The following is a 22,936-nucleotide window of genomic DNA, read 5'->3' on the forward strand; positions in this document are numbered from 1 at the left end:
GCGCCGGCGCTGCTCATCCATTCTTCGGTAGGTCGTCTTGGGCTCGCACCTGCCTGGGAAACCAGGCTTTGGTCTGATCGAGCAGGCGGGGTTCGCACCGTCGAGGGATACTCGATCGGCGACGTAGCGGGACCGAGCACACTCGACTGGGCCGATATTGTGGTCATTCCCTCATGGCCGCTGCCACTTTCACCGATCAGTGAGCGATTGCGAGCACCGCTTTCCGCCGCGCACTCTCGCGGTACTCCGATCGTAGGGTTGTGCCTCGGAGCTTTTGCTGTCGCCGACGCCGGGTTCCTCGACGGCCGCTCGGCCGTCACCCATTGGGAGATGATGCCCGCACTCGCTGAACGCCACCCCAGCATCCGCTTGGACGAATCGGTGCTCTACATCGATCACGGCGATGTCATGACTTCCGCGGGGACGGCTTCCGCTATCGACGCGTGCCTGCATCTGGTGCGGAAGCATCTTGGATCGGCAGTCGCCACCCGGGTGGCACGGAGTCTTGTTGTCGCACCACACCGAGAGGGCGGGCAGGCTCAGTACATCGAGCGCCCACTCGCGGAACCTGCCACCGACACAGCGATGCCACATCTGTTGGAGTGGGCGCTCGGGCGACTCGACGAGTCGCTTTCCATCGACAGCCTCGCAGCTCAGGCCCGGATGAGCCGTCGAAACTTCGTACGGCAGTTCCGTCTTGCTACGGGAACCACACCGGCGCGGTGGGTTCTCGAGCAGCGACTGGGCGAGGCTCGCACTCTCTTGGAGACGACAGACTGGAGTATCGATGCCATCGCAGTCGCGTGTGGGTTCGGAAGCGCTGTCACCTTTCGGCAGAACTTCGTTTCCTCGTTCGCAACCACTCCCACTGCGTATCGGAAGCAGTTCGCCGACCACTCTGCTATCGGTCGGCGGGGGGGGGGGGGGAACACCACTGAGCGTTGTCGCCGCGCAACCTCGGCAACTGTCAGTCGGATTCGTCGGTGATCGACGGTTTATCGGATGAACCAGCAACCGGGATTGCTCGCAGTCAGACCTCTCCGATGCTTGACAACGTCGCACGGTCGAAGCGTACGGAACGGTCGTTGAAGGGGACGTGCGAGGCTGCTGTCGACGCAATTCCGGGTGCAGTCGCAATCAAACCTGACAATGGTGCCGGGGAGAAAGGCTTCGCCACAGAAGAGGACAGAGCTGAAATCCGCTCGAGCAGGCTTACTGAGCTTCGCCGCTCAGTTTGTCTGCAGCTGCGATCATCTCGGGGATAGCGGCTCGGGCGAGTTCTTCGGATGCCGAGATCAATGTGAGGCATCCGGCTGGCTCGTTGGCTGGTTGTTTCAGGGGTACACCGAGTCCCCAATAGCCGGGCTCGACTTCACCGTAGCTGAGAACGTAACCGTCGCGGCGGGCGTCGGTTACCCGACTTGACTCGCCGGGAAGGGGAGGTTGACTGGCGAGTAACGCATAGCCGGCTGCGCCGCGGTCTATGGGATGGCGACCACCCTCACGGAACGATACCCAGTAGCGGGCGTTCTTCGGTTCGACCACCGCGACGGCTACCGCTTCGGTGCGTTCGGCGACAAACATTGCGACGCTCGCGCCCAGGGAATTCGCGAGTCTGCGCAACAACGGTGTTGCTTCGTCCCGTAGTCCGGCGTAGAGGTCTCGAGCCAGTGCTGCCAATCCGCCAGCGGCGCGGTACTTACCGTCCGTGCTGCGTTTGATGAGCCGAAAGTCGGCGACGGTGGTAAGTAATCGTGACGCGATGGTCCGATGGACGCCCAGCGCGTCGGCAACTTCCTGGATAGTCATCCCGTCGGGTGTGGTGGCCACCAATTCGAGAGCTTGCAAGCCGCGGGCCAGTGTCTGCGAGCCTGGTTGTTTGACTGACGACCCATTCGATTCTGAAGTCACAGTATGGACTCTATTCCCTCGGGACATGCCGGCAGATCGACACATGGTTCAATCGGAGATTGCGTCGGCCGTATTGGTTTCCCGGTTTGCCTCCGGTGTCTCCGGGTTCTCGCTTCGGCCACGATAGGTGGCGTCGAGTAGCAGTGTCGCGATACCGGCCACCACCAAAACTCCACCGAACATCATGTAGACGGACTTCGGTGTCCAACCGTCGTTGAGAAGGTAGCCGGTGAGAATGGGGGCGATGATCGATACCGTTCGACCGCACCCGATCATCCAGCCGACGCCGGTCCCACGAGCCGCAGCTGGATAGATGGGCGGGCTGATCGCGTAGAAGCCCGTGATGCCTCCGTTCGCGAAAATACCGACGAGCACCGCGAGCGACAAAGCCAGTGCGACGATATGGAATCCGGTGGCATAGCCGACAAATGCAAGCACGCCGCCGAACATGAGGAGCGCAGTCACAATCCTGGGCCGCAACACAATCGACAGTCCGGCAAAGATGATCGAACCGATGACGCCACCGACGTTGACGAGTACACCCGCAGTCACGCCCATATTCGAGTCACCCGTTGCGTCTGAGAGCAACTTCGGTGTCCAGGTATTCGCGAAGTAGAAAGACGCAATCAAGCATGAGTATCCCACCCACAGTAAGATCGTGCGTCGCAACATGATTCCCTTGAACAGCCCATCGCGCACGACGCGTTCCGTTGCGCGAATGGGAGTCGGCAGCTCAGTGGAGTGTGCGTAACCGAGCTTGTCCGCGATCTGGTTGTACTGAATCAAAGCGCCCGCGGGCCTCTTCTCGATCAGGAATTCGATCGATTCGGGCAGCGTTTTGATCACGACCACCAACATGATCGCGGTGATGACTGTGCCGAAGATGAATGCGGATCGCCAGTCGAAGACCGAAATCAGGACGCCGGAGATCGCTCCGCCGACAGCACCGCCGAGCGGGTATCCGACACCGTAGATTCCGAGGGCGGTGCCTCGTCGTTTGTCCGAACTGAATTCCGATACCAGAACATTTAGATTGGCAACCAAGCCGCCGATACCCAAGCCTGCAAACACACGGAAGGCGATTAGTTGCGGTACGTTGACGGCGCATGCTGATAAGGCCATGCCGACGGTGATGCCGACCAGACACAAGATCGCCAGCTTGCGCCGACCGATCTTGTCCGCCAGCGGGGAAATGAAGATTGCGCCCAGTGCTGTACCGATGATTCCGGCGCTGAGCAGATAGCCGATCTCGACGGAACTGATGTCCCAAGATTTCCCCAGGTGCGGCGCTACGAACGCCATGACCAGGATTTCGAAACCGTCGATCATGCTGAGTATCAAACAGATTGCGATCGTCGAAATCTGGTATCGACGCATCGGTTGCGTCCGAATCGCTTCACGAACATCCATCGAGATCTACTTTCATAAAGTCGGGAGGGCATTCGCCCTACTCGGTGGCGGTCAGGGTTCTCTCAAAACCGCTGTCGTGACGGCAAAGCCGGAAATGTATTCCTTGATCGGCCGGTAGAACTCGTAAGTGATCTCGTATTCGCCGCACGCGCGAAGGGCTGAGTAGGCAGCGACCCAGTTTCGTACCTCGTGAGAGGAGTGCCCGGCTACCGCATCCATGTCGTCAGCGGTGTAGCTATCGAAGTCCTCGACGTTGCCCGATGCACAAACATCGAGAAATCCTCTGTCCCACTCTGGGTTCAGATCCATGATGTCGGCTTCATTTGCGGCAAATTTGACTGCAGTATCGATGACCCTCTGCTGCCGTGCCGCACGGGCTTCCGGCGTGGGATTCCGTCCGTCGGTGAGCATCTTGCGCTGCGCCTCGTTGGCCGTGGCGATCTGCGGAACCGGCGGATCATGTGACAGTCCACCGGAACCGATGAACAGGACCTTCTTGTCGGAGTTCTTGAAATACTCGCCGACAGCCTCACCGAACTTGCGTACCCGCGCGACCTTCACAAACGGCCTGGCCACAGAGTTGACGAACACCGGAATCAGAGGCTTGGACGCCACGTCGCCGTAGATGATCTCCATCGGTTGCACCGCGCCGTGATCGACCTCCATCTGACGGGAAATCGCGATATCGAGACCCTGATCCATCACGAACTGCGCCAGTTCCTCGGCAATCGCCTCGGGTACGTCCAGGTCGCCGGCGAACGAGTCGTAGTCACCGCTGCCTTTGGCTTTGTACCCGATGCAGAACGGCGGCATCAGATCGTAGAAGAAGCCGTTGTAGTGATCTGGCCCGAAGTTCACGATCACATCAGGATCGAAACTCGTGACAAATGCACGTGCCTGGTCGAATGCTGCTTCCACCGATGCCTTGACGTCGGCGGGCGGATCGAGATGGTGCAGTAGGGGACTGTGCGACATGCACAGCAATGCCTGCTTCATGACCGGCTCACACCCCGAGCGGAAAGGTACTGCGTAATAACGGTATTGAATTCTTCTGCCCGCTCGACCTGTGACCAGTGACCGCACTGGCTGAAGATGTGCGAATCAGCATGCGGGATGACGTTGAGCAGTTCCCAGGTCCGCGAAACCGGGATGACAACATCCTGGACGCCGTGGATCAGCAGAACGGGAATATCCAAGCGGGACAATACATCGAAGTCCAGCGGTAGCTCGGTGCGGTCACGGTCGCGTGCCGCAACGACCTCGGCCAGTCGATCCGACGCGGTGTCGTTGAGTGCCGATTGGTACCGCAGTGCCACCAATTCGTCGGTGACAAGGGACTTGTCTACGACGAAGAGTTCGAGTGTTTTGCGGATGCCCTCTTCTGACAGGTTCGGATTGGAGTGTCCGGCCAATGCGCCCGTCAGCTTTGCCCCGCCGGTACCCATCGAGACGATGCCCAGTAGGCGCTCGGGATAGTCGATCGCGAACTGGAAAGCCAGCCAGCCGCCGAGGGAGTTTCCGACGATCCACGTCTTCTCGATACCCAGTGCGTCGAGCACGCGCACGGCATGGCGTACCCACTCTTTGATGCCGTATTCCGTGTTCGGAGCAACGACGCTCTGTCCGTAGCCGATGGAATCGATTGCGATGCAACGTCCCTGCTTACTGAGGGTCGGAAGGTTGAGCCACCAGTTTGCGGCAGCGGTGACGCCGGTTCCCGACCCGTGCAGGAAGAGGATCGGTGTGCCTTCTCCCAGTTCGTGATAGTGGGTGAGTTCTCCGTCGGCGGTTTCGATCCATTTGTCGTCGAGGCCGAAGAATGCGTCAGTGGTGTATGCGGGAATCTCGGTAGTCGTCATGAAGTATCTGGCTTTCTCGGGAGGTCAGTGTTGTGAATCGAGGCGAGGCTAGCGAGCTATCGGGACCCGGGTTTCGCTGCTGGTGCTGGATTCGTTGAACCGCATTGCTTTCAGAATCGCGTCCAGCGTGGCCGGAGCATGTTGTGTCAGGCAGGCGCCGGCCACAAAACGGTCGGGGCGGAGGAAAACCAGGGGCGTGGGTCGGTCGTCGAACCATTTCTTGAGGCGGCCGGTGTGATCGCCCAGGACCAGCACATCCGAATCCATTCTCTTCTCGGCCCATTCGCGTTGGGTCTCCGGGACCACCACAACCAGGCGGGCTCCGAGCGCGGACAACTTGTCGAGCGAGGCCCGCGGCAAGACGTCCTTGGGGTTATTGCCCCAGACGATGACCGACCACCAGTTGCCGATGACGTCGTCGAGCAGTTGATCCGACGCAGTGAGCGAGTTCACGCGCGGCTGTGGAAACTGAACGCCAACGGGGGAGTTCTTGACGTTGGCCGTCAGGACCGGGATGAGTTTGCTGGTGAGTTTTGCTGCAGCACTTCCCGATTCCTGTGTGTTCGGATCAGCAAGGACGCCGGTGGTGTACCGCGGCATCGGTTTGAACCGCATGTCCGCGAAGTAGCTCTTGACCTGAGGGAAGAGGTTGAGCACTGATGATGCGGCATCACGGAGAACTGCTCCTACCGGATTGGTGATCTTGATGAGCCGGCCGAAGGTCAGCGACAGGTCCACCATTGCTTGCGCATGGTCCTTACGCTCGGATGTGTAGGTATCGAGCAGAGCGTCATCCGCCTGTCCGGACAAGACGGCGGCTAATTTCCAGCCCAGATTTGTTGCATCACGCATTCCGGAGTTCCAGCCCTGGCCCATCCACACCGGCATCAGGTGCGCGGCATCGCCGGCGATCAACTGCCGACCCTTCCGGAAGTTGGAGGCCACCCGGCCGTGGTGGGTGAATACGCGTCGACGGATGAAGTCCAGCTCCGATGGGTTTGGAACATGATCTGACAGAAGGGCATTCACGTAGTCCGGATCCGTGACCTGCTCTTCAGTTTCGTCGTCGTGGAGCATGAACTCCCAGCGTCGTACTGCATGGGGCAAACCGATGGATACGTAGGGACGCTTCGGATCCGCACCCAGGAAGACATTGGGGGTTCCGAGTGGGTCGTTGTTGACGTCCACGACAAGCCAACGGGTGGAGGGTGATTCGCCCTCGAAGCTGACGCCGAGACGCTTACGGGTCGGCGACTTGCCGCCTTCGCACCCCACCAGATACTGCGCACTGAAGCGGCGTTCCTCGACGGTTCCGTCCGGCCTTGCTACCAGTGCGATCGCGGTGACGGACTGTCCGTCTTCTTCCACATTCTCGACGCGATGCCCGAACAGCACCTGGACGTTGTCGAAGCGGGCAAGCCCCTCGTAGAGAGCCTTGTCAGCTTCAGGCTGGATGAAACCATGCTTGCGTTCCCAGCCGAATTCAACGGTCTGCGGGTTGTTGACCAGCATGACCTTGCCTGCCCCGTTGACCAACCGCATGATGTGCTGCGGGTTGGTGTGCGGGCGGATCGCGTCCACCAGGCCCACCGTCTGAATGGTGCGGAATGACTCGTCGTCGAGTCCGACGCCGCGTGGGTAATCGATGAGCGCATCCATGGCTTCGAGCACTGTGACCTGCTTGCCGTACATGCCGAGGATATTGGCAAGCATCAGGCCGGCGGGACCGGCGCCGACGATGAGCACTTCGGTGTCCTGAGTGGTTTTCATGGCTCCCCATCTGGGTTAATGCAACTATCGAACGTAAGGGTGCGTTATTTGCGCAACATGGACCATTAGAAACCAAGAATCGAGGTACGTCAATCAGCTTTTGTGATGGGCAGCGCAATCTGCGCCCAATGGGACGCCGCAGACAGTGATCTCGATGACAGGAGAGTGAACGAAAAAAGCAGGTAGGGACATTTTTCGACAAGGAGGAAGAGGAAGTGGACTGGCGACGGCCGCGCGATAATGTTAGGCCTGACTGTTCCTTGCGCTGGCAGGTCCACATGGCGACACGGTTAGCGTCTGCGATGTTCGGTATCGATGATTTCGCCTGTGGCGCGTCTCGGTTGTAAGCCGCATACCCGGCGGTATCTACGCGCCGTCCCAGGTGAGTTGGGTGGTTCGAACCTGCGTACGGCTGAAGCGAAGAGGGCGTGGGAGGAACATCGAAGTCAGCGAATCATTCCCGAGATTATGACCACGAAGCCAATCTGAATGTGACTGTCGAACATTTTCGCAATCTCTTGAGCAGTAGGGCGCCACCAACGACGAGTGGAGCGACTATCACTTTCCGCGCTACACCCCGGCGGGTGCGCCGATCGGCGTCGGACCTGTCGTTACCACTGTTCGTGAGGGGATCGCGGCCGTAAGGGCGGGCGAAGGATGTCTGATGATCACCAAGCGCGCAGTCGGGGGAGGACCCCCGTTCCCGATAGCCGAGACCGTACGCGTTCACACTCGACAAGGTCGGCCGGATCGAGCATGCAGTTCAGGTCAGGCCGGACTTGGTTCTGGAGCTGATGGGCTGCAACACGATTCGGGTAATGCCCGAAATCGGCGATCAGATACTGGCGGCGGGCCAGTACTGGGGTGGCGGTGGTGTGTGTCGCTACATCACCGAACCGGACGGAAACACTGTCTTCGCCGGAGTTGAATTACTCCCGGAAAGTCTTGATCAGTTGTTCACCGGTTTTCCGCTCGCAGGTGAGTGTTCGGTGGTCGCGAGCATCGCCGCTGGCATGACGCTGTCACTAGCGGAAACAGGGAGAAACGACGTTCCAGTACTTGTTGAGATCGACGGATGCCGCCGCGTGCTCGTCGACGGGTATATCCCGCTGCAAGCGTCGTCGGACGTCATCGGGCAGGTCGACTCGGGAGTCCATCTCACGGATCAGTACCTCAGAACCGGCCGGAGATCGATCCGGTCCGGGGTATTGGACGCCACCGATGGCAGGCTCGGGTGATGACGGCAATTCGGTTGGCGTGGTTCGTGTTGGCGATTGTCGCTACCGCATTCGGCGTGTTCGTGGCGTCGTGGCAGATCTTCGAGATCACGAATTGCGAGATCGGACTCTCCGGGGCGCAGGCCGAGTGTAATCAGTCGATCTGGGGCTATTCCGGGTGGTCGGTGCTGCCTGTTCTGGCGGTGCCGGTGCTGCTGTGCTTGATTCCTGCTGTGATTCCGAGGCCTTGGAGCGGGTGGTTTGTTGTGGGGTTGCTGGCAATCGTGTTGCAGGTGTTCAGTATTGGGCGGAAGCGAGTCCCCCGAAGCCAAGGCGGTGATCGACCGAACTGGGGCCTCTGCTCAGACTATGGGAGAGCAGTAAGCTTTGGACGTTTTTGCGATGGTTGCGTAACTGTCCGAGGTTACGGTTTGCGAACGAACCCAATCTGTACATGATTTCTTCGCGGAAGGTCTTGCAATGAGTTTTCGGCGCATCCCGGCAGCGACTGGAATAGTCCTCGCTGTCGCGGGACTTGCTGTGGTTGCGTGCAGTCCCACGGAGAAGTTGAGCGATGTCGCGGAGGCCGCGCAGACGCCGAATCCTCGATACTTTGTCGAACTGCCCGCAGATGCACCGATGGACCCGTCCGCACATTGCCTCGACGCAGATCTGCCCAACATGAGCATCGAGGAGTCGGTTGCATACTGGCAGAACATCTTCGACGACCAACGCAACCACTACCCGGAACAGTCGTTTCCCTCGCGTCAGGACCTGGAAAGCCAGAAGGGGGCGGAATGGTCCCAAATTGTGAACGACTCGGTGCCGCCTGGCGGTGACGGCGCCTTCGCCCAGGATATATGTGGGCTACCGCACCTCGACGGTGCCTTGTACGCCGGGACCCCGTTGCGTGAGGTTCGTGGTCACGCCGCCGAACTAGGTCGCCGGGCGTGTACGTCGATCGCGGAGCAAGGGACGGACGTTGTGTGGCAATCACTTCAGGCTCAGGGTTCCCGTCGTTCGGACATTGCCGCGTACGAATACCTGATCCATTCTGCGATCGTCCACGTGTGTCCGCAGCTTTCGGATTTCACATCCGGCGCGGCTGGTATCGAGAGGTGCGTCGACTTGATTCCCGATCCGTCAGCGCAGCCTGGCGACGGTGTTTTCTGTCTTGAGTAGTGCCGCATCGGGGGATCCGGATCTACACAGTCACCAGGGTGGTGCCGCCTCGTCAGTTCCGGGGATCGGCTGTGCCATTGATGCGTGAGCGCAGAGTCGGCACACCCGCGCCGTCGAGTTGGTCGATGTACGGCACCCGGCCCGCCATGCTCATCACGAGGGCAAGGGTCGATCCGGTAATCAGGGGACCGGAGCCCGTGGCAAACGGTCCGTCGTCCGCACGTAGTTGGAGGCCGGCGACGCGGGTACGGCTCGGAACAGCGAAGTCACGTCGGGCAAAGAATTCGGCCACGGGCGTCAGAGCGCCGACGCTCGGTGTCCGGGGAATGCCGAGCGGTTGCCGGATGTCCTGGGCGTGTACGACGACTTCGCCGAGGTAGGCCGGCGTGTGTCCCGAAGGTGTTGTGCTGCTGTTTATGACGGCACGGAATTGTTCGAGTGTCTCGTCGGGGACGGTGCCGAGATGCTCCAGCATTCGGCGTTGGTTGTGCACATCGGGACGGAATCGCGCACCGACCATGCTTCGCACCCACTGCCACTGGTTGAGGTTCGCAGCGGCGGTGAGGTGGGCGACGACCTGCTCGACGTCCCACTGGCCACACAAGGTGCCGTGCCTCCACTGCTCCGCGCTGAGGCCTGCCAAGTCCTCGGCCAATGACGCCCGCTCGGCGTGAATCAAGGCCATCAGGTGGTCGTCCCGCGATCTTGCCATCCCGGATTCCTTCTACTAGGTGACGCAACTTTACCCAGCGTCGGCGACGTCATCTCGGTAGGAAGATTGTGCGCGTTGGTGTCCGGAGCACCTGCCGGTGATGTTTCGGCTAGTGCATCGACAGATCCAGACGCGCCCCTGGACGACAAAGGCGCGAGGTGGATGTCAATCCACAACTCGCGCGACGAAATTAGCCTAACACTGGTGTGGTTCAGCTCAGGCCATCGCCAGACCGAATACGACGGACGCCGCGAGAAGTAGGAGCGTAATGAGTATGACGGCGCGCGTGGTGTAAACGTGACGCATGGAAAACTCCGATCAGACGAAGATGAATCGTTCGGTGTGTAGATGTGGCGCCGGCACTCCCAGCACGGTGAGCGCATCCTCGATGGCATCGAGCATCGGGCCTGGCCCACAGACGAAGTACTGCAGACGCTCATGATGGTCCGGGAGATGGCGGGCAATCATGTCGCGATCAAGGAACCCTTGTTCGCCGGTCCAATCCGTTGGCGGGGACCTCAAGATATGGACGATTGTCAGATTCACACGCATCTTCAGTTCGTTTAGTTCCTCGTCGAAGGTGATGTCATCGAGCGAGTTGCTGGCGTAAAAGAGCAGATAAGGTCGACTGTCTCGGCGATCAGCCATGGTCCGCAGAATGCTCATCATCGGTGTTATGCCGACTCCGCCTGCAATCAGAACGAAACCCGGGCCGTCGTTGCGGTCCGGTGTGAAGACGCCGTGTGGTCCGTCGAGATAGGCCGGAGTGCCGGGGGAGATGGTTCCGACGGTGGAGGTGAAATCGCCGAGCGATTTGATGGTCATTGATATTGCCGTTCCGTTCTCAGCACTGGATGAGAACGAGAACGGGTGCGAGGTGACCGAGAATGGTGAGCGGTCGACGGTGAGCCAGCCGAACTGACCTGGTTCGAATCGGAAACCACTGTGGCCGATGGGGACCATCGTCAACGTGACGGCGTCACCACGTTCAGGGATCACCGACTCGATCTTCCAGGGTTGGCGCAAACGCATAATCGGCCTGATTACCCGAACCCACAACAATAGAAAGATCAGTGCGCAGGTCATGATCGCCCACAGGCATTTCTTCCACGCCTCGTCGACGTAGTAACCGACCAGAAAAACATGGGCGAGCGCGAACGCGACGACCAGTACGGACACCGCCCCGTGCATCACTTGCCACACCTCGTAACGAATCTTCATTCGCCGACGCCAGATCGAGGTGGCAATGAGCACCAACAACAGCACTATCGAGGTCACCGCGAACCGTGCCCGCCAGGGGGCTTGCGCAAGATTGAGCAGGCCCACGATGTCGATTCCGGCCACCTGCAGAAGGATCGGATGCGCCAGAATGAACGCGAGCGCGACGTATGAAATCTCGCGATGAAATTGGACCAGAGCGTCTTCCCCGAAGGGTTTTGCCGCCGTTTGGAATCGTGCGACCAGCGCGAACTGCATCCCCATCATCGACAGTCCGATAAAGCCGAGGGCGACAGAGAATTCGGTGAGGAAACCGCGCCCCGGACCGGAATGGCCGAGTACCGCAAACGCCAACGGTATCACCGTCACTGCCAGATAGAGCCCGATCCAGGCGATTCCCCGTGATAGCAGTGTCATGATCGGACATGCCCCTCTTCATCGCTATGGGCAGGGTGGTTCGGTGCCGGAACATCGGCAGTCACCATCCGGGACGTTACTCCGAGCAGTGCCTGTCGGGGCTCGAACACGGTGGATCGCAATGGTGCGTCGCCCGGGCCGGCCGTCGGCACCGAACTCTCGAACCGCTCCCATCTCGACCCGGCCGCAGTGACTCCCGTACCGCTGTGGACCGCTCCCTCGAAAATTTGGTCGAATGCGCCTTTGCTACAAGGTCTTTCGGGTAAATTTATGGCACGTGATTAGAGCAAATATCGCTGCAAATATTGAGACAAAATACGTGCCGAATTTTTGCGACGCGGACACCGTACACGAGTCACCTATTTTCTTCGTTATACTGAGGTAAATGTCGAGCAAAATAGGGAGATTACTTTGACGCCAAAGATCGCGATTCTAGGAGCTGGTCCGAGTGGCCTCGCGCAGTTGCGAGCATTCGAATCTGCACGGAAATCAGGTCTTGGCTCGGTCCCCGACATAGTGTGCTATGAAAAGCAAAGCGACTGGGGCGGCATGTGGAATTACAACTGGCGCACAGGTCTGGATCAAAACGGAGAACCAGTTCACGCAAGTATGTACCGATACCTGTGGTCGAACGGCCCCAAGGAATGTCTGGAATTTGCCGATTATTCCTTCGAGGAACATTTCGGGCATCCAATTCCTTCATACCCTCCGCGTGAAGTTCTCCTCGAATACATCATGGGTCGCGTTGAGAAGAGCGATGTGCGCAAGTACATTCGCTTCAATACCGCCGTCCACGGGGTGACGTATTGCGATGAGACCGAGAAATTCACGGTCACCGTCATGGACCATGACCGTGGGCAACTCGAATCCAACGAGTTCGACTACGTCATCGTCGCTACCGGGCACTTCTCTACGCCCAACGCACCGGACTTCGAGGGCTTGGAACAGTTCCCGGGGCGAGTTCTGCACGCCCACGACTTCCGCGATGCCCGCGAGTTTACGGGAAAGCGTCTGCTCCTGGTGGGTAGCAGCTACTCCGCCGAGGACATCGGGACTCAGTGCTACAAGTACGGGGCCGCAGAAGTCACGTTCAGTTACCGCACCGCCCCGATGGGACACGACTGGCCCGACGCCTTCTCCGAGGTTCCACTGCTCACCGGACTGGACGGCAACGTCGCCAAGTTCCAGGACGGCAGCACCCGCGAAGTCGATGCCATCATTCTGTGCACCGGCTATCAGCATCACTTCTCATTCCTGCCGGACAATCTCAAGCTGAAGACCAACAACAGGCTTTATCCACGAGATATCTACAAGGGAATTTTCTTTCAGGACAATCCGAAACTGATGTATCTGGGCATGCAGGACCAGTACTTCACTTTCAATATGTTCGACGCGCAGGCCTGGTATGCGCGAGACGTTATTCTCGGTCGAATTGAACTGCCCGATCATGACATTCGAGACCAGGATATCGAGGAATGGCGTGGGCGCGAGGAATCGCTGACCAATGCATCCAGTGAAATAAAATTCCAGGCCGCCTATATTCGCGACCTCGTCGACCAGACCGATTACCCGGAATTTCACGTCGAAAAACAAGGTCAGTTGTTCGAAGACTGGAAGCGCGATAAAAAGAAAGACATCATGGGTTACCGGAACCAGAGTTACGCCTCGACGCTAACCGGAACCGTCGCGCCGCCGTTGCATGATGACTGGCTCGATATTCTCGATGACTCGTCCGAATCATTCCTCCGAAACAGTCTCCCCACGCATGCTCTGCAGCGTTGAGCGCGCGCTCTTGACATAGGCGCTGTGCCCCAGAGTTCTGGGGCACAACGACCTTGCGTATTACTGCGCAGCGCTGACTGACGACATGTGGAAGTCGGGGATCCGCAGCGGCGGCATGGCGGTGCGGGTGAACCAGTCTTTCCATTCGCGGGGGAGTGTGATCTCCGTCCGTCCGGCCTCAGTCACTCGCCTCAGGAGATCGAGTGGGCTCTCGTTGAATCGGAAGTTGTTGACCGCTCCGACGATCTTGCCGTTCTCGATCAGATACACGCCGTCGCGGGTCAACCCGGTGAGCAGCAGCGTCGTGGGATCGACTTCGCGGATGTACCAAAGCGTCGTGAGAAGGAGCCCCTTCGCGGTGTTGGCGATCATGTCCTCGATGGAACTGCTGTCACCGCCGGTCAGGAGCAGGTTGTCGCCGGGAACGGCGACTGGCCGACCGAATTCTCGGGCAGCGTGACGTGGATACGCGAGAGCGGCGATCGTGCCGTCCTTGATCCAGTCGACGCGATCGATGTCCATGCCGTTGTCGAAGACGGAGACGGATTCGCTCGACGACGTGGTGACAACAAACGGCGCGGATTCCAGGCCGTCGGCTTCAGGGTCGGACGTTAGTGTCAAGTGCAGGCTGCCGAGGGTTTCACCGATTCGTGTTCCGCCGGTAGTGGAGAGAGCCGTGTGACCTTCTTCGGCTCCGCGGCCCTCCATGGTCCACATCAGGTAGATCATGAGGTCGGCAACGGCGGACGGCGGCAGGATCGTTTCGTAGCGTCCGGGCGGCAGACTCACCGAATTCTTTGCCCAGTCGAGGCGAGTGGTCAACTGTGACAACAAGTCCGGTATAGAGATGTCGGTGAAGTCGACAGTGCCGGATCCGACCCAGGCGCTGGCGTCGCCGCGCTTGCCGTTGATCTCGACGGAACCGGTGGGCTGGACAGTGCGTCGACGCACTCCGCTCGAGGTACCCAGCCACGTCGTGTGCAGTTGGTGGTGAGCAAAGCCGAACAGCTGATCGTCACCGTCGAAACCTGTTGCAAGATCCGACGCTAGTTGCGCAAAGACACTGATATCGGTCAGAACCGGGTCCAGGTCCCAGTCGGAATCGGCCTTCCCCGGAGGTACGAGGTCGGATGCGTCGTCGGCGGGCGTTGCTGTGCGAGCAGCCTCCTCGCTGGCCTTCACAACAGCGAGGATCTGCTCGGGATCAACACTGCTGGAACTGACCGTGCCGACGCGGGCCACATCACCGTCGCGCACAATCGAAATGACCGTCCACCTGCGGGACAGCGACACTCCGTTGGTGGTCATCGAATTGTTGGCCCACCGCAACGACGCTTCGCTGGCGTCGGTCACGATCACTATCGATTCGTCGACAGTCCGCGCAGCCAATGCGCGTTCGACTACCTGCTGCGCAGTGATCACTGCTGAGCCTCCGAACGGGTGTTGAGAATGTTGACTCCGCGGAACAGTGCGGACGGGCAACCATGACTGACGGCTGCGACCTGCCCCGGTTGCGCTTTACCGCAGTTGAAGGCGCCGCCCAATTTCCAGGTCGATGCTCCGCCGACGGCTTCCATGGATCCCCAGAAGTCCGTGGTCGTGGCTTGATACGCGACGTCACGCACTTGGCCGTCGAGCTTGCCGTCGCGGATCTTGAAGAATCGTTGACCGGTGAACTGGAAGTTGTAGCGCTGCATGTCAATTGACCATGATTTGTCGCCGACAACGTAGATGCCGTTTTCGACACGCGAGATCAACTTGGCCGTCGACGTATCAGTTTCGGGATCCGCAGAGAGTGACACGTTGGCCATCCGCTGGATCGGAACGTGGTGCGCGGAGTCGGCGTACGAGCAACCGTTGGAGCGCTCCAAGCCCAGACGCGGGGCAAACGCGCGATCGAGTTGGTATCCGACCAATGTGCCGTCGTTCACCAGATCCCACCGCTGGGATGCAACGCCGTCGTCGTCGAATCCGACGCTGGCCAGGCCGTGCTCGGCGGTCCGGTCAGCGGTGACGTGCATGATCGGTGTGCCGTATTTCAGTGTGCCCAACTTGTCGGGCGTCGCGAAAGAGGTGCCGGCGTACGCGGCTTCGTATCCGATTGCACGGTCGTATTCGGTTGCATGGCCGATGGATTCGTGGATGGTGAGCCACAGATTTGTCGGGTCGATTACCAGGTCCGTCAGACCTGGTGTGACGGACGGGGCCTTGATCTTCTCGGCCAGCCACTCTGGGATGTGAGCCAGCTCGTCGGCCCAGTCCCAGGTGCTTTCCGTGCCCAGATATTCCCAGCCGCGGGCCACCGGCGGAGCCAAAGTCCGCATCGACTCGAAACTACCTGCCGACTTGTCGACGGCAGTTGCCTCGAACTCGGGGTGCAGGCGCACACGCTGCTGAGTGATGGAGGAACCGGCAAGGTCGGCGTAGAACGTCTGCTCCTTGACCTGCAAGACACTCGCCGTCACATGGTCGACGCCATCAGATGCCTGCAGACGCCCGGAATAATCGACGAGCAGATCAACTTTATCGGCCGTCGGAACTGCGAAAGGATCGACCGTGTACGGCGAAACCCAGGTTGCGTCGGAATAGATCGGTTCATCGGCCAGCGTGACCGGATCGCGGTTGAGTGAACGCAATGCAAGGGCAACTTCGACGGCTTGGCGGGCCATCAGTACTGCGATGTCCGGTGACACCTCGGCGTGCGAAGCGAAACCCCACGTGCCGTCGACGATGACGCGGACGGCTAATCCCACTTCGTCACTGTCTGAGACGGCTTGAACGTTGCCGTCGCGCAAACGGATCGACTGGGTGAGCAATCGGTGTACGCGTACGTCCGCATGCTGTGCTCCGGCAGCGCGGGCTGCGGACAGCGCGGCCTCCGCAACGGCGTTGAGCGGAAAGGCGAGGAAATCTGCATCGACATCTCGGGTGACGGTCACCGTCATCACGCTAGCCGAACTGCTGCCATCCCAGACGAATCACCATGGCAATCACCACAACCAGCAGCGTGATCCGCACAAAGCCGGAGCCTTTGCTCAGCGCCATCCGAGATCCGATGACGGCGCCCACCACATTGCACACAGCCATCGCCAGTCCCAAGCTCCACCACACATGGCCCGTGACGGCAAAATACGTCAACGCACCGAAGTTGGACCCCAGGTTGATCACCTTCGCCATCGCGGCGCTGCGCACAAACTCCGTGCCGAGGAACGTCGCGAAGCTGATGATCAGGAAAGTGCCCGTGCCGGGGCCGAGCAAACCGTCGTAGAGCCCGATGAGGCCCGCCGACAGCAAGATCACCAGCGCTGTTTTTCGTTGGGTCGGGCGATGGGTCGCCAGCGTTGTCCCCAAACTCGGGCGCATTGTCACAAATAACGCGACGCCCACCAACACGACCATGACGATGGGAATGAAGTATTTCTTGTCGATCAACGAGACTGCAGCCGCGCCGCACGCTGAGGTGATCGCGGCCGAGATTGCTGCCGGGACGAGTTGACGCCATTGCATCGGTATCCGACGAGAGAACGTCCATACAGCGGCGCTGGTGCCGGTGAACGCGGTCAGCTTGTTGGTTGCCAGTGCTGCCTGCGGTGTCAACTGGGGCGCAACCAAGAACAGTGCCGGGAGCAGAATCAAACCGCCACCACCGACGACGGCATCTACCCAACCCGCCGCAGTTGCAGCTGTCATGAGCAGGCCCCAGTCCGCGATATCCACGGCGGTGACTCTTTCATAGTTGTGACAGTCTTGATCGCATGAGGAGGTTCAGCCTGTGGCTGCGGGGTAAACCCATGATCGCGGACAGTGCGCTGGCGCTGCTCTTCTTTATCCTCGAAGTTGTTTCGTTCGTGGGTTCGGATCGCGATGAGCGCTGGCCACAGCTTGTTCTCGGACTTCTGATCTGCCTGCCGGTCGTGTGGCGACGCAAGTACCCGCGAGTGTCAGCTGCAGCGATTCTCCTGATGTCGTTGACCAGCACAGTCATCATGTGGACGACGGATAACGCTGCAGCCGAGCATCCCGGCCTCCTGGCACTCGGTGTCGCTCTCTACACCCTGGTGGCGTACGTCGACCGGCGTACCGCTGCCGTCTACCTCGGTCTGCTCGTCGTGGACACCGTATTGTCCTCGTTGGTTGTGCGACAAGACGTGATCCTCGGGATCATCATTTCTGCACTGCTGTTTGCTCTTGCCTGGATCACTGCTGAATTCTTCAGTGCAAGAAGGGCATACGACGAGGAAGTGGCGGCGCGTCTGAAAGTTGCCGAATACGATCGTGACCGTCGCGCCGAAGAAGCTGTCGCAACTGAGCGCACACGTATCGCCCGCGAACTCCACGACGTCGTCGCCCACGCGGTGAGCGTAATGATCGTCCAGGCCGACGGCGCTTCTTTCGCCGTGGATACCAATCCTGCACTAGCCAAGAAGGCGCTGGGCAACATCTCGAGTACCGGCCGTGATGCGCTCGCAGAACTGCGTCGCACCGTCTCACTCCTGCGGTCCGAAGTCAGCGACGACGCGATGCCTCAGCACGGAACTGCCGGCATCGCCAAAGTCGTGGAGATGATGCGGGCGACGGGGCTGCATGTGCGGCTGGAATTGACCGGGGAACTCGACGACATCAGCCCGTCCGTCAGCTTGGGAATCCACCGACTTGTCCAGGAATCACTGACAAACGTGCTGCGGCATGCGGGCGAAAATCCGAAAGCGCGAGTGACTGTGCGACGCACCGAGACCGCCGTTCTGGTCGAAGTGATCGACAACGGTTCTGCGAGATCAGCATTCATCGGTGGTTCGGGCAACGGATTGGTCGGCATGCGCGAGCGGGTCCACGTCCTGCACGGAACTCTCGAAACCGGTCGCCGTCCGGACGGTAGTTGGCGGGTGTACGCGGAATTGCCGCTCGAGATCAAGGATTGACTGAACGGCGTTGACCAGTTGATTCGCTCGTTGGTGGAGTTCTCGTCCGGATGCGTACAGATCCCGACACTCGCGCCTACGTCGCGCGTCGCCGATCCCAAGGCGGCACGACAAAAGTGATCATGCGGAGTCCTCGCACCACTCGTGTGTAATGAGCGCGTCTTCGGCGTCTAGCGTGGTGCCGTCGCGGACGGACTGGAGGAAGTGACGGCAAGCGCCTTCGATACCGCGACGGCGCCCGACCGGTTCCCAGTCGGATCCGCGCAGGAGTTTCGGTGCGCCGTCGTGTTCGATGACATCGCCGAGATTGACAACCTCACGACGGTGGCCGGCACCTGCTGTTTGCAGGATTTCACCGGCCGAGCCGCTGCTGCGGTTCATGACGGCAAGACCGGTGAACCCGGTCTCTGCGAGCCTGAGAAACGAGATGGTGCAGTGTGCCGTCTTCAGTCTTGCCTTGGACGTCGATGTCGTGGGCACCGGGCGGGGGTCGGCAATGGGATCGGGCACAGTGCGATGGAGGGCGAGTAGGTGGGCACTCCGGCCCCGATACGGGGACGATCATCGAACGCCTCGAAGACTGCTCAGCACGCCGAACGGCGATCTCGTCCTCCTCCACCACATTCGAACCGGTCAGACAATGCGGCTCACGACCTCGTGGAGTCGGTCATCCGGCCGGTCTGAGTGAGGCGAGTCTGCGCGATGAATCTGGTCAGTGCGAATAGCCTCGGCGTACGGTACGAGCAAGAATTCCGAGGGTGGACTTCAACGACCCTTCGGCGATGACCGGAAAGATGCCTGCCTCACGCCATGTGGGGTTGATGTCGGACCAGTCGTAGTACGAAGTCACGAGGGAGCCGTCGTCGGTGGGTTCGATCCGATAACCGTAGACGTGCCCGATCGGCGGTCGAATCTGTCCCATGATCGTCCAGGCGATTTCACGTTCCGGCACAAAGGTTTTGATGCTCACCGTCACGTCGTACTCGCCCATCGGAATGTCACCGAGAGCCTCACGATCCATGTGTACGACAAAGCTGTCGCCCACCGCCGTCACGATGTCGCCATCTGCATCCATCAACATTCCGGAGCCGTCGATAGCAACGTGCCCTTGAGGATCGCAGAGGACCGTGAAGATCGATGAGGGATCCGCGCGGATGGTCCGTTGCACTTCGATTCGCTCAGTAGTCATATGAGGAATACTGTCAGATGTTTTCTTGACGGATCAGAAAACTGACACGTCCGCATCCATGACGTCGTTGTCGATATTGCCCAGGACCTCTCGCGTCGACGTCAGTGTGGGTAGTACGTTCTTGGCGAAGAACGACGCAACCAAGAGTTTGCCCTCGTAGAAGTGTCTGTCCGCGGTAGAACTACCGCGATCGAGTGCCTTCATCGCTGCTTCGGCCTGCACCAACAGTCGCCAGCCGATGAGCAGATCACCCACTGCAAGTAGAAACCGCACCGAACCCAGTCCCACTTTGTACAGCTCGCCGGCCTGCTCTTGCGAGGCCATCAGGTAACCGGTGAGGATCCCTGCCATGCCTTGGACGTCCTCGAGTGCTGTGCTTAGTAGCGCCCGCTCCGCTTTGAGTCGGCCGTTGCCGGCTTCGCTGTCGATGAAAACCTTGATCTGTCCGGCAACATGGGCAAGCGCGACGCCACGGTCACGCGCGATTTTGCGGAAAAAGAAATCCTGCGCCTGGATGGCTGTCGTGCCCTCGTACAACGTGTCGATCTTGGCGTCGCGGATGTATTGCTCGATCGGGTAGTCCTGCAAGTATCCGGACCCGCCGAACGTTTGCAGGCTCTCGGTGAGCAACTCGTACGCTCGCTCCGAGCCGACGCCCTTGACGATCGGAAGCAGTAGATCGTTCACTCGATGCGCCAGTTCCGCGTCTGCTCCGGATACATGCTGAGCTACGTCTGCATTCTGATGCGCCGCCGTGTACAGATACACCGCGCGCAGACCTTCGGCATATGCCTTCTGCATCGTGAGGCTACGACGCACATCCGGGTGATTGATGATCGGTACCCGCGGCGCCGTCTTGTCTGTCATCTCGGTGAGGTCCGAACCTTGGATACGTACTTTTGCGTACGCCAGCGCATTCAGATAGCCGGTGGACAGAGTTCCAGCAGCCTTGGTTCCGACCATCATCCTGGCGTTCTCGATTACCTGGAACATCTGGGCAATACCGCTATGTACGTCGCCGACCAGCCACCCGACTGCGGGCACCTCCGTGGCACCGAAGGTCAATTCGCAGGTCGGTGAGGATTTGATCCCCATCTTGTGTTCGACACCGGTGACGTACACACCGTTGCGTTCGCCGAGGTCGAGTGTCTCGGGATCGAAATGGAACTTAGGCACGTAGAACAGGCTCAGGCCTTTTGTTCCCGGGCCCGCGCCTTCCGGACGTGCCAGTACCAGGTGAAATATGTTTTCGGCGGTATCGCCGACATCGCCCCCGGAGATGAATCGCTTGACGCCTTCGATGTGCCAAGTTCCGTCGTCCTGCTGCATTGCCTTGGTCCGGGCGGCGCCGACGTCGGACCCTGCATCGGGTTCGGTCAACACCATCGTCCCAGCCCAACCGCGATCCAATCCGGTCTTGGCCCAGTGCTTTTGCTGTTTGTTGCCCACGTTGTACAGCACACTGGCCATCAGGGGACCCATGTTGAAGAAGCTGGCCGATGCGTTGGCTGCCACCATCATCTCGCCGATCGCCCAGACCAGGGGGGCTGGGGCCGGAACGCCGCCGACGCCTTCGGGAAGTCCCAACCTGGACCATCCGGCTTCGTTGACGGCCGCCACAGTTTTCCGCAGTGGTTCGGGCACGATGACGCGATGGTTTTCGACGTCGAACTCCACCGGATTGCGATCGGTGTCTACAAACGACGCCGCAACCGGCCCTTCGGCCAGCCTTGCAACTTCCGCAAGAATATTCCGGACGGTGTCGGTATCGAGATCTCCGTATGCTCCCGCGTCGAGTAGCCGGCCCAGGTCGAGGACCTCGAAAAGGTTGAACTCGATGTCGCGCACATTGCTCTTGTAGTGGCTCACAGCGTCTCCTACCGCAATAGACGGATATCAAGAAGCCTGCCCCAGAAAGGAATCCGTACGCAACCGTAGGTTGCTAGCAGGGTGGATCAGTGCGCTGCGCGGGCGCGGCGTGCACCCCGCTTGCGTTCCCGGGAGAGATCCCACAGGTAGTGGTCGAAGTCGACTTCCATCGTGTGTCGGGGCGAAGTGTAGAACTGTCGCTTGTTGCGGTCGTGCTCGGTTGCCATCTGCTTACGGATCTGGGTGTCTGCCGGCGGAACGTATCGGCCGGTAAGGATGTCCGTGATCCAGGCGCATTGCGCTTCGGCGAGCGGCATTACTGCGCCGACCGGTTGCAGGAGTCCGATGAAGTACAGGCCCGGAAGATCCGGGTGCACTGTCCGCTTCCAGAGCGGAAGATCGTTGTCGCGGGCGCGGATCAGGTGCGGGTCGAGGAACGGAAAACTGACCCGGTAGCCGGTGGCCCACACGATCAGGTCGGCTCGTGTGCTGTGTCCATCGGTGAAAACTACTGTGTTGCCGTCGAATCGGTCGACGCCCGGGCGTGGAACGATCGCGCCCGCGTCAAGTCGTGCACGCAACTGCTCGGATTGCACCGGATGCGACTGGCCCGGCCTGTGTGTTGGCCGGGGCAAACCGTAGCGGGTGAGGCTTCCGGAGGCGACGGCGCCGATCCTCAACCTCGCACTAGTCACCCACCACGGCATCCATCCTGGCAGTGCGACCTGATCGGCTGCTCTGCCGAAGAGCATCTTGCGCAATACCCACTGGCTGCGCCGCACCGAAAGAGTGGTGCTGCGAGCGACTTTCGATGCCTCGACTGCGATGTCGAGGGCCGAATTCCCCATACCGACAACGACCACGTCACGGTCGATGAGTTGCTCTCTGCTGCGGTAGTCGTGGGCATGGATCTGAGTGCCGGTGAATGTGCCCGGGTAGGCGGGCTCAGGCCAGCGTGCGTCCCAGTGATGCCCGTTGGCAACGAGGACGGCGTCGTAGGTCTTGACTCGTGCGCCAGTGGGGCCGCTGGTGCGCACCGACCAGGTGCCGTCGGGCTCGCGCCGGACATCTTCGACGGTGGTGTCGAAAGTAATGGTGTGCCGGAACCCGAAATGGTCGACGTAGGACTCGAAGTAGGCATGGACCTGCTCATGCTGCGCATAGGGCGGGTAGTCGGCGGGCATCGCGAAATCCGAATACGCCATGCGCGGGCAGGAGGTGTTGATCTCCAACGTCTCATAGCAGGCGGACTGGCCATTGGGGTTGTTGTAGACCCAGTTCCCGCCGATCATGCTGCCTTTTTCGAAGCAATCGAACGGAATGCCGGCGGCATACAGTGCCTTGGCTGCGGCGATACCCGATGATCCCGCGCCGATGACACACACGCGGGGGAGCGACGGGTCTACCGGCACAGGCGTAGTGACCGGCGGTGCACGGTATCCGGGTTTTACCAGGTAAGCCACGATATTCATTGTGACATA

19 protein-coding genes are annotated in these 22,936 nt (G+C 60.0%); 5 read left to right on the forward strand and 14 right to left on the reverse strand.

What is annotated here, in order from left to right; translation table 11 throughout:
• Positions 1-9 precede the first annotated feature (9 nt).
• Positions 10-987 (forward strand): GlxA family transcriptional regulator, encoded by a 978-nt coding sequence (locus QM600_RS00340; protein ID WP_283259661.1) that lies wholly within the window; start codon positions 10-12, stop codon positions 985-987.
• Between the two features lie 225 nt (positions 988-1,212).
• Here the strand turns inward: QM600_RS00340 and QM600_RS00345 are convergent, their stop codons facing one another.
• Genes QM600_RS00345 through mhpA form a run of 5 tightly spaced genes read right to left on the reverse strand, consistent with a single transcriptional unit; the run spans position 1,213 to position 6,950 of the window.
• Complete coding sequence (locus QM600_RS00345) at positions 1,213-1,911, reverse strand: IclR family transcriptional regulator (protein WP_283259498.1); 699 nt, start codon at positions 1,909-1,911, stop codon at positions 1,213-1,215.
• Positions 1,912-1,959: 48 nt separating this feature from the next.
• The gene (locus QM600_RS00350; RefSeq protein ID WP_283259499.1) at positions 1,960-3,321 is read right to left on the reverse strand and encodes an MFS transporter; all 1,362 of its coding nucleotides are present in this window, start codon (positions 3,319-3,321) and stop codon (positions 1,960-1,962) included.
• A 51-nt stretch (positions 3,322-3,372) separates the two neighbouring features.
• Positions 3,373-4,317, reverse strand: a complete 945-nt coding sequence (locus tag QM600_RS00355; RefSeq protein ID WP_283259500.1) for a 3-carboxyethylcatechol 2,3-dioxygenase — start codon at positions 4,315-4,317, stop codon at positions 3,373-3,375.
• Positions 4,314-5,180 carry an alpha/beta fold hydrolase gene (locus QM600_RS00360; protein ID WP_283259501.1) on the reverse strand — a complete coding sequence of 289 codons (867 nt, stop codon included), beginning with the start codon at positions 5,178-5,180 and terminating at the stop codon, positions 4,314-4,316. Before QM600_RS00360 ends, QM600_RS00355 begins: the two co-directional genes overlap by 4 nt.
• 48 nt (positions 5,181-5,228) lie before the next feature.
• Positions 5,229-6,950, reverse strand: a complete 1,722-nt coding sequence (gene mhpA, locus QM600_RS00365; protein ID WP_283259502.1) for a bifunctional 3-(3-hydroxy-phenyl)propionate/3-hydroxycinnamic acid hydroxylase MhpA — start codon at positions 6,948-6,950, stop codon at positions 5,229-5,231.
• A gap of 818 nt (positions 6,951-7,768) precedes the next feature.
• Between mhpA and QM600_RS00370 the strand changes: the two genes are divergently transcribed.
• Both QM600_RS00370 and QM600_RS00375 read left to right on the forward strand, forming a co-directional pair.
• Positions 7,769-8,188, forward strand: coding sequence for a hypothetical protein (locus tag QM600_RS00370; protein WP_283259503.1), 420 nt, complete (start codon positions 7,769-7,771; stop codon positions 8,186-8,188).
• 459 nt (positions 8,189-8,647) lie between these two features.
• A complete protein-coding gene (locus QM600_RS00375) occupies positions 8,648-9,349 on the forward strand; it encodes a hypothetical protein (RefSeq protein WP_283259504.1) in 702 nt (233 codons plus the stop codon).
• A 52-nt stretch (positions 9,350-9,401) separates the two neighbouring features.
• Here the strand turns inward: QM600_RS00375 and QM600_RS00380 are convergent, their stop codons facing one another.
• Together QM600_RS00380 and QM600_RS00385 are read right to left on the reverse strand one after the other, a co-directional pair.
• Positions 9,402-10,061 carry a maleylpyruvate isomerase family mycothiol-dependent enzyme gene (locus QM600_RS00380; protein ID WP_283259505.1) on the reverse strand — a complete coding sequence of 220 codons (660 nt, stop codon included), beginning with the start codon at positions 10,059-10,061 and terminating at the stop codon, positions 9,402-9,404.
• 318 nt (positions 10,062-10,379) lie between these two features.
• Positions 10,380-11,696 carry a ferredoxin reductase family protein gene (locus QM600_RS00385; RefSeq protein WP_283259506.1) on the reverse strand — a complete coding sequence of 439 codons (1,317 nt, stop codon included), beginning with the start codon at positions 11,694-11,696 and terminating at the stop codon, positions 10,380-10,382.
• 411 nt (positions 11,697-12,107) lie between these two features.
• On the opposite strand from QM600_RS00385, the gene QM600_RS00390 reads away from it, so the two are divergent.
• Positions 12,108-13,478, forward strand: coding sequence for a trimethylamine monooxygenase (locus tag QM600_RS00390; protein ID WP_283259662.1), 1,371 nt, complete (start codon positions 12,108-12,110; stop codon positions 13,476-13,478).
• 60 nt (positions 13,479-13,538) lie between these two features.
• On the opposite strand, the gene QM600_RS00395 is transcribed toward QM600_RS00390, so the two are convergent.
• The 3 genes from QM600_RS00395 to QM600_RS00405 are packed head-to-tail and all read right to left on the reverse strand — an operon-like array spanning position 13,539 to position 17,168.
• Entirely contained in the window at positions 13,539-14,900 is a 1,362-nt protein-coding gene (locus QM600_RS00395) for a metallopeptidase TldD-related protein (protein WP_283259507.1), read from the reverse strand.
• Positions 14,897-16,423, reverse strand: coding sequence for a TldD/PmbA family protein (locus tag QM600_RS00400; RefSeq protein WP_283259508.1), 1,527 nt, complete (start codon positions 16,421-16,423; stop codon positions 14,897-14,899). The genes QM600_RS00395 and QM600_RS00400 overlap by 4 nt, the downstream gene beginning before the upstream one ends.
• A 4-nt stretch (positions 16,424-16,427) precedes the next feature.
• A complete protein-coding gene (locus QM600_RS00405; protein WP_502942837.1) occupies positions 16,428-17,168 on the reverse strand; it encodes a TSUP family transporter in 741 nt (246 codons plus the stop codon).
• 65 nt (positions 17,169-17,233) lie between these two features.
• Between QM600_RS00405 and QM600_RS00410 the strand changes: the two genes are divergently transcribed.
• Positions 17,234-18,397, forward strand: coding sequence for a sensor histidine kinase (locus QM600_RS00410; RefSeq protein ID WP_283259510.1), 1,164 nt, complete (start codon positions 17,234-17,236; stop codon positions 18,395-18,397).
• 120 nt (positions 18,398-18,517) lie between these two features.
• Here QM600_RS00410 and QM600_RS00415 read toward each other — a convergent pair whose 3' ends face one another.
• From QM600_RS00415 to QM600_RS00430, 4 genes are all read right to left on the reverse strand, one after another.
• Complete coding sequence (locus QM600_RS00415; protein WP_283259511.1) at positions 18,518-18,907, reverse strand: hypothetical protein; 390 nt, start codon at positions 18,905-18,907, stop codon at positions 18,518-18,520.
• 202 nt (positions 18,908-19,109) lie between these two features.
• Positions 19,110-19,586, reverse strand: coding sequence for an SRPBCC family protein (locus QM600_RS00420; RefSeq protein WP_283259512.1), 477 nt, complete (start codon positions 19,584-19,586; stop codon positions 19,110-19,112).
• A gap of 33 nt (positions 19,587-19,619) precedes the next feature.
• A complete protein-coding gene (locus QM600_RS00425) occupies positions 19,620-21,455 on the reverse strand; it encodes an acyl-CoA dehydrogenase (protein WP_283259513.1) in 1,836 nt (611 codons plus the stop codon).
• Positions 21,456-21,541: 86 nt separating this feature from the next.
• Entirely contained in the window at positions 21,542-22,927 is a 1,386-nt protein-coding gene (locus QM600_RS00430) for a flavin-containing monooxygenase (RefSeq protein ID WP_283259514.1), read from the reverse strand.
• Positions 22,928-22,936: the final 9 nt, after the last annotated feature.

Origin of the sequence: Rhodococcus sp. IEGM 1379 (assembly GCF_030056815.1) — a bacterium.
GTDB lineage: Bacteria > Actinomycetota > Actinomycetes > Mycobacteriales > Mycobacteriaceae > Rhodococcus_F.

What these genes read in the sequence shown, in the direction of transcription:
- mhpA (WP_283259502.1), bottom strand. Translation starts at nt 6,950, where the DNA reads ATGAAAACCACTCAGGACACCGAAGTGCTCATCGTCGGCGCCGGTCCC.
- QM600_RS00430 (WP_283259514.1), bottom strand. Translation starts at nt 22,927, where the DNA reads ATGAATATCGTGGCTTACCTGGTAAAACCCGGATACCGTGCACCGCCG.
- QM600_RS00355 (WP_283259500.1), bottom strand. Translation starts at nt 4,317, where the DNA reads ATGAAGCAGGCATTGCTGTGCATGTCGCACAGTCCCCTACTGCACCAT.
- QM600_RS00385 (WP_283259506.1), bottom strand. Translation starts at nt 11,696, where the DNA reads ATGACACTGCTATCACGGGGAATCGCCTGGATCGGGCTCTATCTGGCA.
- QM600_RS00360 (WP_283259501.1), bottom strand. Translation starts at nt 5,180, where the DNA reads ATGACGACTACCGAGATTCCCGCATACACCACTGACGCATTCTTCGGC.
- QM600_RS00420 (WP_283259512.1), bottom strand. Translation starts at nt 19,586, where the DNA reads ATGACTACTGAGCGAATCGAAGTGCAACGGACCATCCGCGCGGATCCC.
- QM600_RS00380 (WP_283259505.1), bottom strand. Translation starts at nt 10,061, where the DNA reads ATGGCAAGATCGCGGGACGACCACCTGATGGCCTTGATTCACGCCGAG.
- QM600_RS00410 (WP_283259510.1), top strand. Translation starts at nt 17,234, where the DNA reads ATGAGGAGGTTCAGCCTGTGGCTGCGGGGTAAACCCATGATCGCGGAC.
- QM600_RS00405 (WP_502942837.1), bottom strand. Translation starts at nt 17,168, where the DNA reads ATGACAGCTGCAACTGCGGCGGGTTGGGTAGATGCCGTCGTCGGTGGT.
- QM600_RS00375 (WP_283259504.1), top strand. Translation starts at nt 8,648, where the DNA reads ATGAGTTTTCGGCGCATCCCGGCAGCGACTGGAATAGTCCTCGCTGTC.
- QM600_RS00370 (WP_283259503.1), top strand. Translation starts at nt 7,769, where the DNA reads ATGCCCGAAATCGGCGATCAGATACTGGCGGCGGGCCAGTACTGGGGT.
- QM600_RS00350 (WP_283259499.1), bottom strand. Translation starts at nt 3,321, where the DNA reads ATGGATGTTCGTGAAGCGATTCGGACGCAACCGATGCGTCGATACCAG.
- QM600_RS00400 (WP_283259508.1), bottom strand. Translation starts at nt 16,423, where the DNA reads ATGACGGTGACCGTCACCCGAGATGTCGATGCAGATTTCCTCGCCTTT.